Below are 18,653 nucleotides of genomic sequence, written 5' to 3' on the forward strand. Positions count from 1 at the left end.
ATACTATTCACGAACTGGAAAGTTGAGTTAAGAAATACAATACGACAACAATATGAAACCTCAAACAAGTAAAGGTATTTCGGTAGTTGGTGAAGCCTGCATTACTGGTTCGCATTTATGTGAACGTTTATTGAAGGAATTGTAGCGAAATACTGAATTTCACAGGTGATAGATAGTATCCAGTTGTTGCAGCCGGCTACAATAGTGCGGTTTTAGAAAGTGATTATTCAACTTTTGCAGAATTGTTAGTCACTGAGCTTTGCGATGAGATACACCCGATTACAAGAAGTATTGCTTCGAATTAGATCCTTTGGGATCTGCAAAGGAGAACAAAAATGTCTTTAAAAAGTATTAAACAGATGAAAAAAACAAAATATATAATTGGTGCATATCTAACTATTTTTTGCCTTGCACCATATTCCATAGCCCATGCTAAAATAAACGCCCCGATAAACTTCCAGCTAGGGGACGACGTCTCCATCCCACTCACCTGTAAACGCACTTATTATGTTTCCAACAGTGGCAATGATACTGCTAATGGTTTAACCACTGCAGCTGCGTGGGCAACTGTAGGCAAAGTAAACAAGACTTCTTTTTCGCCTGGGGACTGTGTATTGTTCAATCGTGGTGGCACTTGGAGACAGCAGTTATTAATACCGAGCAGCGGATCAGCTAGTGGTGGAAGTATCACGTTTGGGGCATATGGAACAGGAAATAAACCAGTTTTTGATGGTACTGGGGTTAATCTCGCTAAGTATCATGGTTTAATTAGAGGGACAAATAAAAACTACATCATTATAGACAATATCAGAGTACAAAATTCTGGGATTGGTAAGGCAGCAGAAAATTCAGGTATAGGTTTCTATGGTGGCACAAATATAATAGTTCAACATTCCGAAGTAAACAAAACTGAGTCATCCGGAATCAGAATGAATACCAGCTCTAATGTTGGTGTATTTTACAATGATGTTTCAATGACCAATTGTAGTAGCGCCAGCGAACAAATCTCTCTGTCTGCTGTAAACGGGTTTGAGGTCGCGTATAATGATTCATATACTAACTGCAATCCGTCTTATCATCCTCCAGGCGGTGCTGGCATAGATTCTAAGCAAGGTTCCAAAAATGGTGCAATTCACCATAATAACGTAAGGGATATAGCTGGTGGTTCCAACGGTATATACGTCGATGCTTACAACCAAGACACATATAATATTCAAGTGTATAACAACCATGTTCAAGATATAGGTGCGGGTGGAATATCTATAGGTGCAGAAGCCGGAGGTGCTTTACATAATGTTACGGTGCATCATAACATTGTTGAGAAGGCTGGAAGAGGAGGAATAGTATTTCATAATGCGGGGACGACTGGTAAGAATGTTTATGATATATTCGTCTATAATAACACGTTGTATCTTAATGGGACAAGCGGCACCAAGTACTTTGGGGGAGTAAGAATATTTGATACCCTACTGACAGGCGTAACATTCAAAAACAATATTCTCTCTCATGGTTATAATTTTCAAATCGGTGTAGATTATATTAGTCCTTCAGTAGTAACTTTGGACAACAATGTAATTTACGGAGTAAATGTTGATTCCGGTGGATTTTCTCATTTGAACGGTAAAAATACGATTTTTAGTGATCCGTTATACACTGCTCCCGGAAGTAACGACTTTCATTTACGGGCTGGTTCACCGGCAAAAGATGCCTGTGATAATTCCGTGTGGCAGGGGATTCCAAATATAAAGGACTATGACGGTGTGCCTATAACAGACGGGAGCGGAAAAATTGTTGCCCCTGGCGGAATAGTCAACTGTGGCGCTTATGAATAGCAGTGGGAACTCTGGTTTTTACTGTCCGATTTTTTGTTTCTGAGAAGTGGTCCCGTGCAAGCTGATTCAGTCTTCCATCTCTTCCATAGTGCTATATAGGGAAAAGATCATAAAAAAAAAGCATACTTGGCATGGAAATCTAATGCTGGCACCTTGTTAACCAAGGTGCCAGCATTAGAAAGAGCTTGGAGAAAAAGCTCCCCGGAGTGCAGAAAAAATGACTAGAGGTCATGGCAAAAACGGCGTAAACATCATTAAAATCAACCATGAGACTCTGCAACATTGCGATTTGGCCGCTTTTCCTGACCCGGGAGGTCGCCTCCATCTTTCTGGACGATATAGGTGAGATTGTTATACCGCCAAGGGAGGTTTCCGAGCGAAATCAAAGATGCCGTTGCGACGAAAAGGCGCATGAGTCTTGACGCCAGGCCCGGCCACTCCAGGTAATACCCTTGGCCATACTCCTCCATGAGGAGGCAGTCATTGTCTTGGCAGAACTCATGCATCCCTCGCCGCGACACGACGGGCTCATGATAGGTCGGATAGGGACCGAACCCCGGCCTTCCTGCCTGGCGAAACCCCTTAACATGCCGGGCAAACATGACGTGAACGAAGAATGGCATAGTTCGGGTGAAATACCCGTAAACGGAATCGCGGTCCGGTATCCGCACGATAAGGATTCCAGATGGCTTCAACCACTTATGGAAATTGTCAAGTACCTTTCGGGCGTCCACCACATGCTCTAGAACGAACGAGTTATAAATGACATCGAATGTCCCCTCTTCAAACTCCACCGTACGCAGATCGCCGACAATGACCTCATCGAGATCCCCGATTTGCGTCTTTCTGATCTCCAATGCCTTTTCGTTGGTATCTACCCCGACAAGGCTGTACTCGATTCCCGCAAGCTCAAGCGGCCAATTTCGGCCACACCCCGCCTCCAGGATACGTAACGGCGCGGCGTTCGCCGCCCGCATCCTGATATGGGTCTCCAGTAACTCGCGCTCCTGAACCCGGCTTTCGAATAGTTTCACTTGCTTCATCCGATACCTCCGTTGGTATATTGACCGTGCTTTCTTTCCACTCTGTCCGATAGGGCAGAGTTCGTTGTAATGTTCAACGTATCTCCCCACCACCTGCCGGGCGTATTCAAGTGGCGATTCCATTAATTAGCTGTTTCAGTTTCATGTCTTCTTAGTCACTGCTGTCTCATAAATATTTGAATAAATACTAATAAATTAAGGCTCAGAGAGCTACTTGTGTTAAAATGTTCCAAAAGAAGTGGTCCCGTCTTTAGGGCCACCGCCTTCTCCCAGCTGGGAGAAGGCGGTGGAGGTTTTTACGCGGCTTTTTTTAGCTCTTTGTAGTACACCTCATCGGGTGTCTGATCGCCAAAACGTTCGTGCGGTCTTCTGGTATTATACCGTTTTCTATAAGCTCGGATCCCTTCCCCGAGTTCCCGAGGGTTTTCATACGATTTCAGATAAATAACCTCGTATTTTATCGACATCCCAAAGCGCTAGATGATCACGTTATCGATCCATCGCCCTTTGCCATCCATACTGATGGCTATTCCATTCTCTTTGAGCAGGGTTGTCCATCTCGCTGAGGTAAATTGACAAGCTTGATCTGTATTAAAAAATCTGGTTTTGTGTTTCTCAGTAATGCTCGTTTCAGGCAGCGTATACAGAGTTTTGTGTCGAGTGTGGTTGAAATTTCCTAATCTACTATTCTTCTAGAATACCAATAAATTATGGCGAACAGATACATAAACCCACGTTTCATTGGGATGTAGGTGATATCCGCTGCTCATAGCAGGCTAGGAGCAGTTCACTTATTCCCTACTGACAGCCATAATGTCTAAGTTACTGTATTTTTGTTGACGATCAAATTGCCAAATATGCTTATGAATGGTCAGGCAGGCAATTTGGAGCACGGAAAACCAGTAGCTTACTTAAATGGAATAGAGTTGAAGTGCTTTTCACTGTTGTCACCTAATAAGTAGTGCGTATAATGTATTTAATTTGCAAGATAATATGGCAAAAGTGGATTTGCCAGGCTACAACGCAATCTTAGTTTTCATCTTTCGAATAATTGTTTTTGATAATTCATTATCAGCAGGATTTAATCCAAAAAAATACAATAATAGAAGATACAGAATGGAGAAAAAACATGAAGCAATAATTGCCCCTGTAATCGTTGAATCACCTATCCAATTTCTAAGATACCATGTGGTAAGAACAGACACGAATGCAAGGAGCATTGGCGGCACAACCCATCTGTCAAACGGGAAAAAATGATAGAGTTTACAAACGATGGTCAGTCTGACAATATTTACAGTTAATATTGCAATAACAGTAGCAATCGCAGCACCAATAATACCATATTCTGGTATTAATATATAGTTAAGACAGGCATTAATAAAAAGCCCTAGCAATGACACAGGCAGCTCTGCCTGATAATTCTTTGTCATGGATAATGCAAAACCTACTGAAGAAAACAGGGCAACTATTAATTGTCCTCCGGCTAGTAGAATGATAGTTGCAGTCGGCAGAGTAAATGCTTTGCCGAAAATCAGGAGTAAGTCTTTACCCCAAACAGCAAAAACCAAAAAAAGAGGAAAGGAACTTATCACCATCCAACGGGAGTGCTGCTGCATTGCATTGGCCATGCCTCCATAGTCATTGTCTGCAGCCAGTGCGGCAATAGTAGTTCCTAGCAAGCTATTGAAAGCGCCATTAAAAAGAATAATTACTGGAACTGCTATTTTGATGATTGCATAATTTCCGACCTCTTCAGAACCGTTAAAGTATCCGATCATAAAACCATCCATTTTGTCCATCAACAGGTTTACTGAACCAGTTATTGCTATGACAAATGAATAACTCCAGAAATTACGGATATTAATCTTAGGAAGATGTTTTGGTGAAAAAAGGTTGTTCAGCAACCAATTTCTCGAATCATACAGTAAATAGCCGACTGCCAATAAGTACGAGAGCAATGTTCCCCAGATAACTACTCTCAGGTCCATAGAAAATATAAACAGGCATACAATCAACAACAACCTGGTAGAGGGCTGGCCAATATTTATTACAATCGAGCTTTTCTGAACTTTAAAATAGGCTCTATAGCAAGCATTAAGGAGGTCAAGAAAAGTTAAAAGAGGGACCAGCAGAACCATGACCCTGAATGTTGAAGAAAAACGTTCATCTGGAAAAACATTGGTAGCAAGATAATTTCCTCCCCAAACCCATGCGAATAACATCAGGAGCAAGGATATGGTACCCGAGATATAAAATGCATGAACGATATAGCTTGATTGTAGGAGAGAGTTTCCTTTGCTCTCACGAATCTTTCTGATAATCCCAATCGGAAAGCCAGATCTGCAGAACATTGAACCAGTCAAGCACAGGTCTCGACACAGAACAAAAAGACCATAACCTGCCGGACCAATGGCTGGTGCGATAACCACTCCCGACAGAAAAGCCAGTGCTCGGCCAACGATACTGCTGACACTTACAATTGCACCGGCTTTAAGCACATCTTTTGCGTTTGGCTGCATAGAACTAACCGTGTCACTCGTTATGGTTATTTAACCTAAAGGTGTTTTTTGTAGGTAACATTAACAATGTGTACATAATTGCGAATATCATCAGATTTTTGTTGTCTGTAACGGTAAAGTCCAATACAGAGGAAACGATTGAACCATCCGCATCGTCTGATCCAGAAGCATTAAAGTTCACTGCCAGTGGAACTTCACCAAATGCTGGATCGGCCGTAAAGCTTGCCACTGGCTGGGCGCTAGAGCCTCAGGGAAGCTGAGTAGGGAGCTGATCTACAGGACATCGATCTCCTTCGATAAATACCTGATCGGCAGCATCCCCGCTGTTCGCTTGAACGTCAAAATAGACAGTGGCCCCAGCTGGAAACTCGAAATCAAGCCCGTCGAAATAGGGCCGCGACATTTGTATTGCAAAAGTAATCACCTGAGAAGTTGTGGTGTCCAGAATATCATTTGGCTCAAAGTTGACAGGGGTTACACTACTAAGCGGTATATCTGAAACTATCCTGCCAGTATACTTTTGCCACCCACTGAACCCAGCAACAGCCCTCAAGTGCCAAACATTCCCTTCTTTCCACAGAAAAACTCCATCCTCTGTTGCTGGATCATAATTCGGCGCTCTATCTCCATACTGATAACAAGTAGTCGACGTTCCCACAGTGATACTCTGGCTGGTCGTATCGGTGAAACCATAGTCGTCGGTAACGGTGAGGCTAACGTCGTAGATGCCAGTTGCGTTGTATGTATGGCTTGTTGTTACGCCGCTGCCTTTACCATCGCCATAGTCCCACTCATAGGATACGATCGAACCATCAGCATCCGGGTCGTATGACAGAGATCCGTCAAAGCTCACGTATAGCGGAATCGTCCCAAAAGTTGGATCGGCCGTAAAGCCAGCCACTGGAGCTGTGTTAGAGTCTGAGGAAAGTTGAGTAGGAAGCTGAGCTACAGGACATCGATCTCCTCCGATAAATACCTGATCGGCAGCATTCCCACTAGTCGCTTGTACATCAAAATAGACAGTGGCCCCAGCTGGAAACTCGAAATCAAGCCCGTCGAAATAGGGCCGTGACATTTGTATCGCAAAAGTAATCACCTGAGAATTTGTGGTGTCCAGAATATCAGTTGCCTCAAAGTTGACAGGGGTTACACTATTAAGTGGTATATCTGAAACTATCCTGCCAATATACTTTTGCCACCCACTGAATCCTGCAACAGCTCTCAAGTGCCAAACATTTCCTTCTTTCCAAAGAAAAATCCCATCTTCTGTTACTGGATCATAATTCGGCTCACCATATGGATAACAAGTATTCGACGCAGCTTTCACAGTGACGATCACGGTTGCGGTATCAGTGAAACCGTGATCGTCATCAATTGTATAGGTAAAGGTATCCGTACCTGAAAAACCTCCAAGTGGGGTGTAGTCGATAAAGTCATCATCTGGGTTATTAGGTGAACCGTTGTCATTGATAGTGGCTATACCGCCCTGGTCGGTTGGGCTCTGTACTGCAGTAATGGTCATTGTATCATTGTTTGGATCGTAGTCGTTAGTCAGGACCTCCACAGTGATTGCGGTATCTATATCCGTCCTTGCACTATCATTCACCGCCAGTGGCGGCTGAGGGTCACCCGAAGATTCCACTACCTGGATGATTTTATCTGCTTCAAGATTTTCTATTACCTGAACAGTCCCACTTGGCCATTGTACTTCCAAGCTCTGGATGGTTGAATTTTGCCCAAGGCCGAAGTGGATGCGCGTATGATTTTGTGAAAATTTGTGCATACCACCACCTTGCTCACGCAATTGAGTCTTCCCTCCGGCGGTCACTAACACGCGAGCGCCAATACCGTCTCGATTGGAAGTCGTGCCGACTAAGTCGATTTCAATCCAGTGATTACTGTTTCCGTTATTTTTAAAGAGCTGGATAGGCCCCAAATGATCAAAAGGAGATGGATACATACCATTAGTGACGAACAAGTCCAGAAAACCGTCACGGTTATAGTCCGCAGAGACTACATGGTCCCCTGCTCCCAGCAAGGACCCTGCCGCTCCTCCAGCTTCTGCGACTTCAGTAAATACACCTGTTCCGTCATTCTCAAAGAGAATATTCGGTGTATTCATGACTCTTAAAGAATTCACCACATAAATGTCCATGTCCATATCATTATCAAAGTCACCCGCAACAACACTTCTTCCTGGTAAATGCTTATTGATTCCGTTTTGTTGTAATGAACTTTGTTCCAGCTTGGCTCCGTTATGAATATAGAGGCTATCTATAGCAGCTGGAAACATATTAATATTCAACGGATTGAATTCGGTTATTGGACCGTCAGATTCGACGATAAAACGGCACAAAAACGTATTGTTAAGAGATTGTGAAGATACAATTTCCCATTCATTCAAATCCGCGTCAAAACCGATATAAACACCGACATCAACGCCAGGTTCATGGGGGTAAATGCCAGAAACTCTGGGGTCGTCAGGGTCTAGCTCTACATAGAGCGGGATTCTTGGCCAAAATCCCCATATTCGCGGATCATCTGGAGAAATGTAGGATGGAAATGTTTCAGGAGAGAGCCCCGAAGAACCAATATAGAAGGGCTGGTCTGAAGAAACAAAAGGTATTGAAAACAATATTGTTATTTTACCAGAGGATTTGAATGTTATTCCCTTTTCACACCCACAGCCTTGTTCTGGAATATTCGCTGCCAGTTTAGTGGATGTTACTTGTGCGGCTTGTTCTTCTCCTCCGCTTCTTGCTAAATAAAGATCTGAGCGAAGGTCACCGTTGAAATCCGCGAAAGCTGCGTCAGCACCCCATCCAGTAGCAGCTGGGAATATTGTATTCCGATGCTCAGTGAAAGGAATAGTCGCAGTGCTATACAAAGATGTAGGAAACGGTTCTTGATCATTATAAGATATAATATCTAATACCCCATCGCCAGTAAGATCGGACAATATGCTATAGACAGCATAATGATTTTCAAACCCAACAAGGGAATTTGCATTTTCAAAAAATCCGGTTTCTTTATTCTGTTTAAATAAGGCGGCAGACGCTTCTGCTTCAGTACCGATCCCATTTATATAAACATCTAAAAGTCCATCATTGTCGAAGTCCAGCCACAATGGCATACGCCCACGATTTTCAAGATATGAGACGCCGTATTCTTCGGCACTTTCGTAAAGGATTCCGCCATCATTTACAAAAAAAAGGTTGTCCTCGAACATGGTACCACCATTGACCAGCACATCCTGGTCTCCATCATTATCAAAATCTGCCCAACCAGCACCATGCATATCAATATATGGCGATGGCATTGTATCCCAAATTTTATCAGAAATCTGTTCAAATGTTCCATCTCCCATATTAAGGTAGAGGCTCGGCTCTTTCGACTGATGATTGGTAACCCAAATATCTGGCCAACCATCCCCATTATAGTCTGTCCATTGTGTACCCCAAGTGGGGCCGGTATAGGTTAGGCCTGCTTCTTCTGTAGTTTCAGTAAATCTTATCTCAGCTCGAGCGTTATTAGGTATGTACACTGATGCTATGAATATAAAAAAAACTGTGAGAAATGAATTGCTATTACAAACACAGTTCTTAGAAAATAAGGACAATAATATATCGAGCCGAAAAAAATTTATGTTTGATAACATCGTCTTCCCCCCCCCCCTCATTTATAGAATTAACTAGTAAAATTTATGTTTATTGATCATCCGATATAAGCGTATTTTTTCTCATGTAGTGCAAATACTCATGATATTGCTATGACAAATGAATATTTTCACAAACTACAGATATTGGTTCTAGGAAGATGTTTTGGTAAAAAAAAGGTTGTTCTGTAATCATTTTCTGGAAAAAATACAGTAAATAGGTAGCTGTCAATAGATACGAGAGTAATGTTCGCCATATAACTACCTTCAAGTCGACTGAGAATGTAAACACGGATACAATAAACACCAACCTGATGGATAGATAATATTTATGGCAACCGAACATTGTGAACTTTAATATAGGCTCTATAGCAACCATTAAGGATCTCAAGAAAAGTTAAAAGTGGCACTAGCAGAACCCTGATCCGGAAAGCTGCAGAAAAACGTTCATCCTGGTAAATGTTTGTTGCGAGGTAATTTTCTCTCCAAAACCATACGAACAGGATCAGAAGCAAGGATATGGCACCTGAAATATAAAATGCATGAAAGATATAGCTTGATTGCAGAAGAGGTTTTCCTTCGTTCTCACGAATCTTTCTGATAACCCCAATAGGAAAGCCAGATCGACAAAGCATTGAACCTGTCTGGCATAAGTCTCGGCACAGAACAAAAAGACTATAAGCAGTCCGACCAATGGCTGGTGCGATAATCACTCCCGATAGGAAAGCCAGAATTTTGCCAACGAGACTGCTAACACTTACAACTGCATAAGCTTCAAGCACTTCCTTTGCTTTTGGCTGCATAGAACTTCCGAGATTACTCGTCATGGGTATTCAAAATAAAGTTGTTTTTTTGCAAATAACTTAACAATGCGTACATAATTACGAATATCATCAGGTTTTTGTTGTCTGTAACAGTAAAGAGCGTAACAAATCCAAAAGAAAAGGCAACTAAAGCAAAGCTTGCCGATATAGCAATATTGGTCGATACTGTTTGCTCTGATGCAAAAAAGGACTTAGCGGCCTTACGCACAATCCCTAGTGAAAAAAGGAACAGGCCAACCAGGCTGAAGAGGCCGGTTTCATAGAGTATTTTGAGATATCCACTTTCCGGCTGGTCAGGAACATATCTACCTTCAGCCTTATCATTTCGCCGCTCAGGGTCGGCCCGCATTATTAACTCCTGATAATTACCAGGTCCAACGCCTGCGACCAAGTTTCCGTAATTCTGAAACGCCAACCAGCTTTCATGCCAGATGTTAACCCTGATGTTAGAAGATTGACTTATCTCGGTCATCCTAGTTCCAGCGGAAGACTTAAGGATCATGGTAGTTAAGGCGTTTTGAAAAACAAGGAGCATAAGAAGAAAGAGTGGAAGAAGGAAAAACAGGAATGTGCTTTTTAGTTTATTGTTATTATTGAATAAAATTATTGAAAGAGTAGGTAGTAGGAGCCCGATGATTATCCCATTTTTTGATGCGGTCAATAATAGTGCACCATAAGAAACAGGCAAACTCGCACTGACTAAACGACTGACGGTTTTTCCTAATGGGACATTCCTGCAGAGTAATAGTATGAAAAAGGTTATACCAACAGCCAGAAACTGCGCTGCTTTTTGTGGATCCTGAAAAAAACCTGCACAGCGTGTAAATTTCTTTAATGCATTTAAGTTCTTTTCTTCCCCCGACAGATTAATACCGGTAATGAATTCAAAAAAAATGGCTAAGGAAATAAAAATCAGGGCTAAAGCAAGATATTTCACAATATCACGAAATGCATTTTTCTCTGACAGGAAATCATATATAACAATAAAGAATAGATAGTCCAATATCAATACTTTGAAAAAAAACTCAATTGAATTAAGTGAGTCAAAACCCAAAAAAACAGGTGGCAAAGCAGAGAGCAAGAAAAGAAAAGCAAGTTTGTCCGGAATAAGATTTATTGCATCTTTCTTCAATAATACGCGAATGAGCAAGACTAAAAAGCAGATAATAAGCAGCACTGTGAAAACGCTAAGATCAAATCGTTTTGGAGGCAGAGTAATGTTTATAATAGGAATCAAACTCAAAATGGCTAATCTGGTTGAAAAAAAGATGTCAGGCCTTGAGAGCAAATATAATCCGGAGCATGCAGCAAGTAACAAAGCACCCAATTTTACATATGAAAATGTGGAAAAATTATTCAACAAATTTATAAGATAAAGATTGCCAAAGGCCAATGTAACTGCAAAAAACAGGAATACAAGGAGTTCCTTGCTTGATTTTCGAGTAAAAGGGGCAGATGCCTTTCCTTTGAGAAGCAGGTAATTATTCTTCATAATTCAAACCGTTTTTAACGAAAGTCTAGCACTACACTTCCACAGATTATTAAAGGGAGAGGGAATAAACTAGCCTCGCAAGAGCTATGTATTAGTAACTTTCATATTAATAGTTAACGAGACTAGATCATTCAACTCATGACGTATCACTTATTGTTGGAATTTAGTTTTGTTCGACTATTTTCCACTGCGTCATTTCTATTTTACGTCTCCCGTGTTTTGTTGTTATTCAACCGTGATGGTCTGGTTTGCTGTATTGGTGTCATCATCATTGTCGGTAACCGTGAGGATAACGGTGTAGGTGCCATCTTCGGTATAGGTATGGTTTGTTTCGCTCCCGCTTGTACCATCGCCATAGTCCCAGGCATACGAGACGATTAAACCGTCTTCATCGGTTGAACCGGAAGCATCAAAGTTCACCTCCAGCGGGTACACACCGGAAACTGGATCGGCCGTGAAAATGGCCACTGGCGCAATGTTTTCAGGCTCTGCTACCGTAACGGTCTGGGTGGCCATGCTGCTGGCGCCATCTTCATCGGTAACAGTGAGGATAACGGTGTAGCTGCCATCTTCGGTATAGGTATGGTTTGTTTCGCTCCCGCTTGTACCATCGCCATAGTCCCAGGCATACGAGACGATTGAACCGTCCTCATCAGTTGAACCGGAAGCATCAAAGTTCACCTCCAGCGGGTACACACCGGAAACTGGATCGGCCGTGAAAATGGCCACTGGCGCAATGTTTTCAGGCTCTGCCACCGTAACGGTCTGGGTGGCCATGCTGCTGGCGCCATCTTCATCGGTAACCGTAAGGATAACGGTGTAGGTGCCATCTTCGGTATAGGTATGGTTTGTTTCGCTCCCGCTTGTACCATCGCCATAGTCCCAGGCATACGAGACGATTGAACCGTCCTCATCGGTTGAACCGGAAGCATCAAAGTTCACCTCCAGCGGGTACACACCGGAAACTGGATCGGCCGTGAAAATGGCCACTGGCGCAATGTTTTCAGGCTCTGCCACCGTAACGGTCTGGGTGGCCATGCTGCTGGCGCCATCTTCATCGGTAACCGTAAGGATAACGGTGTAGGTGCCATCTTCGGTATAGGTATGGTTTGTTTCGCTCCCGCTTGTACCATCGCCATAGTCCCAGGCATACGAGACGATTGAACCGTCCTCATCGGTTGAACCGGAAGCATCAAAGTTCACCTCCAGCGGGTACACACCGGAAACTGGATCGGCCGTGAAAATGGCCACTGGCGCAATGTTTTCAGGCTCTGCCACCGTAACGGTCTGGGTGGCCATGCTGCTGGCGCCATCTTCATCGGTAACCGTAAGGATAACGGTGTAGGTGCCATCTTCGGTATAGGTATGGTTTGTTTCGCTCCCGCTTGTACCATCGCCATAGTCCCAGGCATACGAGACGATTGAACCGTCCTCATCGGTTGAACCGGAAGCATCAAAGTTCACCTCCAGCGGGTACACACCGGAAACTGGATCGGCCGTGAAAATGGCCACTGGCGCAATGTTTTCAGGCTCTGCCACCGTAACGGTCTGGGTGGCCATGCTGCTGACGCCATCTTCATCGGTAACCGTAAGGATAACGGTGTAGGTGCCATCTTCGGTATAGGTATGGTTTGTTTCGCTCCCGCTTGTACCATCGCCATAGTCCCAGGCATACGAGACGATTGAACCGTCCTCATCGGTTGAACCGGAAGCATCAAAGTTCACCTCCAGCGGGTACACACCGGAAACTGGATCGGCCGTGAAAATGGCCACTGGCGCAATGTTTTCAGGCTCTGTCACCGTAATGGTCTGGGTGGCCATTCTACTGGCGCCATCTTCATCGGTAACAGTGAGGATAACAGTGTAGCTGCCATCTTCGGTATAGGTATGGTTTGTTTCGATCCCGCTTGTACCATCGCCATAGTCCCAGGTATACAATACGATTAGACCGTCCTCATCGGTTGAACCGGAAGCATCAAAGTTCACCTCCAGCGGGTACACACCGGAAACTGGATCGGCCGTGAAAATGGCAATTGGTGCAATATTTTCAGGCTCTACCACCGTAATGGTCTGGGTGGCCGTGCTGCTGGCACCATCTTCATCGGTAACAGTGAGGATAACGGTGTAGCTGCCATCTTCGGTATAGGTATGGGTTGTTTCGATCCCGCTTGTACCATCGCCATAGTCCCATGTATACGAGACGATTGAACCGTCCTCATCATCGCCATAGTCCCATACATACGAGACGATTGAACCGTCCTCATCGGTTGAGCCAGAAGCATCAAAGGATACAGTCAGCGAGGCCTCGCCCGCTATCGGATCGGCCGTGAAGCTTGCAGTTGGGGCTGTGTTAGAGTCTATGGAAAGCTGGTAGGGGAGCTGAGCTACAGGACATCGATTTCCACCGATGAATACGAGATCTGCAGCAACCCCACTGTTTGTTTGAACATCAAAATAAACAGTGGCCCCAGCAGGAAACTCGAAATCAATCCCGTCGAAATAGGGCCGCGACATAGTCATATCAAATGTAATCACTTGAGAATTGGAGGTATCCAGAATATCACTTGCCTCAAGGTTGACAGGAGTTACTCTGCTAAACTCCATATTTGAAACTATATTGCCGGTAAACCTTTGCCACCCACTGAGTCCTGCTACAGCCCTCAAGTGCCAAACATTTCCTTCCTGCCACAGAAAAATCCCATCCTCTGTTGCTGGATCATAATTAGGTTCTCCATAAGGATTACACGTACTCGAAGTTCCAACAGTGATTATCTGGCTGGTCGTATCGGAGAAACCATCGTCGTCGGTAACAGTTAGGCTAACGTTGTAGATGCCAGGTGCGTTGTACGTATGGCTTGTTGCTGCGCCACTACCAGTACCATCGTCATAATCCCATTCATAGGATACAATCGAACCATCCCCATCAGGGTCATACGACATAGAAGCATTGAAGGTCACTTCCAGCGGGGCATTACCTAAAGTTGGATCGGCAGTGAAAATAGCCACTGGGGCTGTGTTAGAGTCTAAGGAAAGCTGATAGGGGAGTTGATCTACCGGACATTGATTTTCACCGATGAATACGAGATCGGCAGCAACCCCGCTGCTTGCTTGAAAATCAAAAGAGACAGTGGCACCAACTGGAAACTCGAAATCAATCCCGTCGAAATAGGGTCGCGACATAGTCATATCAAATGTAATCACTTGAGAATTGGAGGTATCCAGAATATCACTTGCCTCAAGGTTGACAGGAGTTACCCTGCTAAACTCCATATTTGAAACTATGTTGCCGGTAAACCTTTGCCACCCACTGAGTCCTGCTACAGCTCTCAAGTGCCAAACATTTCCTTCCTGCCACAGAAAAATCCCATCCTCTGTTGCTGGATCATAATTAGGTTCTCCATAAGGATTACACGTACTCGAAGTTCCAACAGTGATAATCTGGCTGGTTGTATCGGAGAAACCATCGTCGTCGGTAACAGTTAGGCTAACGTCGTAGATGCCAGGTTCGTTGTAAGTATGGCTTGTTGTTACGCCGCTGCCTGTACCATCGTCATAGTCCCACTCATAGGATACGATTGAACCACCATCTGGGTCGTATGACGTAGAAGCATCAAAGGTCACGTATAGTGAGACCTCCCCCGAAGTTGGATCGGCCGTGAAGGCAGCCACTGGTGCTGTGTTTTGTGGGTCTTCCACAGTGATAATCTGGCTGGTCGTATTGGTGACACCATAGTCGTCGGTAACAGTGAGGCTAACGGTGTAAGTGCCAGGTTCGTTGTATGTATGGCTTGTTGTTACGCCGCTGCCTGTACCATCGTCAAAGTCCCACTCATAGGATACGATTGAACCATCCGCATCCGGGTCATACGACGTAGAAGCATCAAAGGTCACGTATAGTGAGACCTCCCCCGAAGTTGGATCGGCAGTGAAAATAGCCACTGGCGCTGTGTTTTGTGGGTCTTCCACAGTGATAATCTGGCTGGTCGTATCGGTGACACCATAGTCGTCGGTAACAGTGAGGCTAACGGTGTAAGTGCCAGGTTCGTTGTATGTATGGCTTGTTGTTACGCCGCTGCCTGTACCATCGTCATAGTCCCACTCATAGGATACGATTGAACCATCCGCATCCGGGTCATACGACATAGAAGCATTGAAGGTCACTTCCAGCGGAGCATTACCTATAGTTGGATCGGCAGTGAAAATAGCCACTGGCGCTGTGTTTTGTCGGTCTTCCACAGTGATAGTCTGGCTGATCGTATCGATGACACCATAGTCGTCGGTAACAGCGAGGCTAACGGTGTATATGCCAGTTGCGTTGTATGTATGGCTCGTTGTTACGCCGCTGCCTGTACCATCGTCATAGTCCCACTCATAGGATACGATTGAACCATCCGCATCCGGGTCATATGACATAGAAGCATCAAAGGTCACGTATAGCGGGACCTCACCCGAAGTTGGATCGGCCGTGAAGGCAGCCACTGGCGCTGTGTTAGAGCCTAAGGAAAGTTGATAGGGAAGCTGAGCTACAGGACATTGATCTCCACCAATAAATACGAGATCGGCAGCATTCCCATAATTCGCTTGAACATCAAAAGAAACAGTGGCACCAGCTGGAAACTCGAAATCAAGGCCGTCGAAATAAGGTCGCGACATATTCATGTCAAATGTAATCAACTGAGAATTTGAGGTGTCCAGAATATCATTTGCTTCAAAGCTGACAGGGGTTACCGTGTTAAACGGCATATCTGAAACAATGCTTCCAGTATACCTTTGCCACCCACTGAGCCCCGCTATAGCCCTCAAGTGCCAAACATTTCCTTCTTGCCACAGAAAAATCCCATCCTCTGTTGCTGGATCATAATTCGGTATTCCATACGGATTACAAGTAGTCGACGTTCCCACAGTGACGGTCACGGTTGCGCTATCAGTGAAACCATTACCGTCATCAATTGTATAGGTAAAGGTGTCCGTACCTGAAAAACCTCCCGGTGGGGTGTAGTCGATAAAGTCATCGTTTGGATCAGACGGCGAGGCGTTATCATTGATAGTGGCAATGCCGCTTTGGTCAGTTAGGCTCTGTACTGCAATAATGGTCAGCGTGTCACCATTTGGATCGTAGTCATTACTCAGGACACTCACAGTCGTCGCAGTATCCGTATCCGTTGTGGCGCTATCACCAACTGCCACTGGCGGTTGAGGGCCTCCTGAAGATTCTACAACCTGAATGATTTTATCAGCTGCTAGATTTTCTAATACCTGAACAATCCCACTAGGCCACTGTACTTCCAGGCTCTGGATGGTTGAATTCTGCCCAAGGCCGAAGTGGATGCGCGTATGATTTTGTGAATCCCTGTGCATACCACCACCTTGCTCACGCAACTGAGTCTTCCCCCCTGCGGTGACTAGCACGCGAGCGCCAATACCGTCTCTATTGGAAGTCGTGCCGACTAAGTCGATTTCAATCCAGTGATTGTTGTTTCCGTTATTTTTAAATAACTGAATAGGCCCTAAATGATCAAAAGGCGGCGGATATCTTCCATTGGTGACGAACAGGTCAAGAAAACCATCGCGGTTATAGTCCGCAGTGACTACATGATCCCCCAGTCCCAGCGTGGTCCCTGCCGCTCCTCCCGCATCAGGAACTTCAATAAAATCGCCTGCTCCGGTATTTTCATAGAGAGAATTGGGTGTATTCTGAACAAACATCGAATTAACTACATAAATATCCACATCCATATCATTGTCAAAATCACCAGTAACAACACTTCTCCCAGGTAGATTCTTAACGATTCCACTTTGTGATGTTCTCTTTTCCAGCTGAACTCCATTATGAATATAGAGACTGTCTACAGCCGGTTGAAACATATTAATATTTAAAAGAGTCAAATCAGATATTGGACTGCCATCGGTTTCGGCGATGAATCTGCACTCAAAGTCTTCGTCAAAAGGGACTGAAGAAACAATTTTCCATTCATTCAAAACCTCATCAAAGCCGATAAATACGCCATAATCTACTCCCGGTTCATAGGGAAACATGCCAGACGCCTTGGGGTTATCAGGGTCTAGCTCTAAATAAACCGGAACTCTAGGCCAATAGCCCCATATTCTCGGGTCATCTGGAGCGATGTAGCCCTCAAATTCTTCAGCGGGGTACCCTGATGAACCAATGAATATGGGATGGTCTAGATATTTTTGCCTTAATGAAAACAGAAGTGTCAGAATGCCATTGGTCTTGAATGTAACTCCTCTCTCACATCCACATTCATCTGTTATGAAAGACGCTGCCAATTTGGTGGATGTTACTTGTGCTACTTGATTTCCCCCACCGGGTCTTGCCAAATAAAGGTCTGGAAGAAGGTCGTTGTTGAAATCTGAGAAGGCGGCGTCAGTACCAAATCCAATGTCAAGTGGGAATATTTCATCACGATGATCCGTGAAAGGAATGGTTGCCATGCTCCACAGATGGTTGGGAAATCCAGGGAGACTGGTGTCATCATCATAATGTATCAGATCCAATATTCCATCGCCCGTAAGGTCAGACATCATGGAGTAGGCAGTGTTATGAGGCTCCATGCCTACTAGAGAAGTTACATTTTCAAATATAGCTCCATTTTGTTGGAATAAGCCTGAATAGCCTACTCCACCCATTGAGAACCCATTGACATAAATATCCAAAAGCCCATCATTGTCGAAATCAAGCCACAACGGCATACGTCCTCGATTTTCAATATATGAGATGCCATATTCATCAGATCTTTCGGAAAGCGCTCCGTTATCGTTTACATAAAAATGGTTGTATTGGGTATAGGTACCGGCACTGATATAAACATCCTGGTCTCCATCGTTGTCAAAATCTGCCCAGCCAGCGCCATGTGTGTCAAGAGGAAATGGCATTTGATCCCAAATAGTATCAGGAAGCTGTTCAAATGTTCCGTCCTGCATATTCTGGTAGAGATTAGGAACTTTCGCCTCATGATTAGTAACAAATATATCAGGCCAACCATCCCCGTTATAGTCTGTCCATTGTGTACCCCAGGTAGGTCCGGTATAGGTTAAACCTGCTTCTTGCGTGGTTTCAGTAAAGCTTATCTCAGCATCCGCAGAAGTAGTCAGGGATGCTGATACCATGCATGTAAAGAAAAATATAAAAAATGAGTTGCGGTTACAAAAGAAATTTTCATGAAATATAAGTAAAAATATACCTAATTTCATTTTTAGATACTTCAAATAGTCTGTCACAATTTCCCCCCTTCTCAATAAATGTTATCAAAGAATAACAAGTAAGACT

The 18,653-nt window shown here is 44.2% G+C and carries 8 protein-coding genes; 1 reads left to right on the forward strand and 7 read right to left on the reverse strand.

The window, feature by feature from the left end:
• Positions 1–335 precede the first annotated feature (335 nt).
• The gene (locus FCL46_RS00865) at positions 336–1,832 is read left to right on the forward strand and encodes a right-handed parallel beta-helix repeat-containing protein (RefSeq protein WP_136807922.1); all 1,497 of its coding nucleotides are present in this window, start codon (positions 336–338) and stop codon (positions 1,830–1,832) included.
• A gap of 260 nt (positions 1,833–2,092) precedes the next feature.
• Here FCL46_RS00865 and FCL46_RS00870 read toward each other — a convergent pair whose 3' ends face one another.
• From FCL46_RS00870 to FCL46_RS00900, 7 genes are all read right to left on the reverse strand, one after another.
• Complete coding sequence (locus FCL46_RS00870; RefSeq protein WP_167505891.1) at positions 2,093–2,875, reverse strand: class I SAM-dependent methyltransferase; 783 nt, start codon at positions 2,873–2,875, stop codon at positions 2,093–2,095.
• Between the two features lie 296 nt (positions 2,876–3,171).
• A complete protein-coding gene (locus FCL46_RS28635) occupies positions 3,172–3,342 on the reverse strand; it encodes an integrase core domain-containing protein (RefSeq protein ID WP_136807920.1) in 171 nt (56 codons plus the stop codon).
• Positions 3,343–3,891: 549 nt separating this feature from the next.
• Positions 3,892–5,394 carry an oligosaccharide flippase family protein gene (locus tag FCL46_RS00880; protein WP_136807919.1) on the reverse strand — a complete coding sequence of 501 codons (1,503 nt, stop codon included), beginning with the start codon at positions 5,392–5,394 and terminating at the stop codon, positions 3,892–3,894.
• A 247-nt stretch (positions 5,395–5,641) separates the two neighbouring features.
• Complete coding sequence (locus FCL46_RS00885) at positions 5,642–9,052, reverse strand: FG-GAP-like repeat-containing protein (RefSeq protein WP_167505890.1); 3,411 nt, start codon at positions 9,050–9,052, stop codon at positions 5,642–5,644.
• A 326-nt stretch (positions 9,053–9,378) separates the two neighbouring features.
• On the reverse strand, positions 9,379–9,852 hold the full coding sequence (locus tag FCL46_RS00890; RefSeq protein ID WP_167505889.1) for an oligosaccharide flippase family protein: 474 nt from the start codon (positions 9,850–9,852) through the stop codon (positions 9,379–9,381).
• 13 nt (positions 9,853–9,865) lie between these two features.
• Positions 9,866–11,266: an O-antigen ligase family protein gene (locus FCL46_RS00895; RefSeq protein WP_167505888.1), complete on the reverse strand. Its 1,401-nt coding sequence runs from the start codon at positions 11,264–11,266 to the stop codon at positions 9,866–9,868.
• 324 nt (positions 11,267–11,590) lie between these two features.
• Positions 11,591–18,493: a PKD domain-containing protein gene (locus FCL46_RS00900; protein ID WP_176371576.1), complete on the reverse strand. Its 6,903-nt coding sequence runs from the start codon at positions 18,491–18,493 to the stop codon at positions 11,591–11,593.
• Positions 18,494–18,653 lie beyond the last annotated feature (160 nt).

Source organism: Desulfosediminicola flagellatus, assembly GCF_005116655.2.
Taxonomy (GTDB): domain Bacteria; phylum Desulfobacterota; class Desulfobulbia; order Desulfobulbales; family Desulfocapsaceae; genus Desulfopila; species Desulfopila flagellata.

What these genes read in the sequence shown, in the direction of transcription:
- FCL46_RS00900 (WP_176371576.1), bottom strand. Translation starts at nt 18,493, where the DNA reads ATGGTATCAGCATCCCTGACTACTTCTGCGGATGCTGAGATAAGCTTT.
- FCL46_RS00870 (WP_167505891.1), bottom strand. Translation starts at nt 2,875, where the DNA reads ATGAAGCAAGTGAAACTATTCGAAAGCCGGGTTCAGGAGCGCGAGTTA.
- FCL46_RS00880 (WP_136807919.1), bottom strand. Translation starts at nt 5,394, where the DNA reads ATGCAGCCAAACGCAAAAGATGTGCTTAAAGCCGGTGCAATTGTAAGT.
- FCL46_RS28635 (WP_136807920.1), bottom strand. Translation starts at nt 3,342, where the DNA reads ATGTCGATAAAATACGAGGTTATTTATCTGAAATCGTATGAAAACCCT.
- FCL46_RS00885 (WP_167505890.1), bottom strand. Translation starts at nt 9,052, where the DNA reads ATGTTATCAAACATAAATTTTTTTCGGCTCGATATATTATTGTCCTTA.
- FCL46_RS00890 (WP_167505889.1), bottom strand. Translation starts at nt 9,852, where the DNA reads ATGCAGCCAAAAGCAAAGGAAGTGCTTGAAGCTTATGCAGTTGTAAGT.
- FCL46_RS00865 (WP_136807922.1), top strand. Translation starts at nt 336, where the DNA reads ATGTCTTTAAAAAGTATTAAACAGATGAAAAAAACAAAATATATAATT.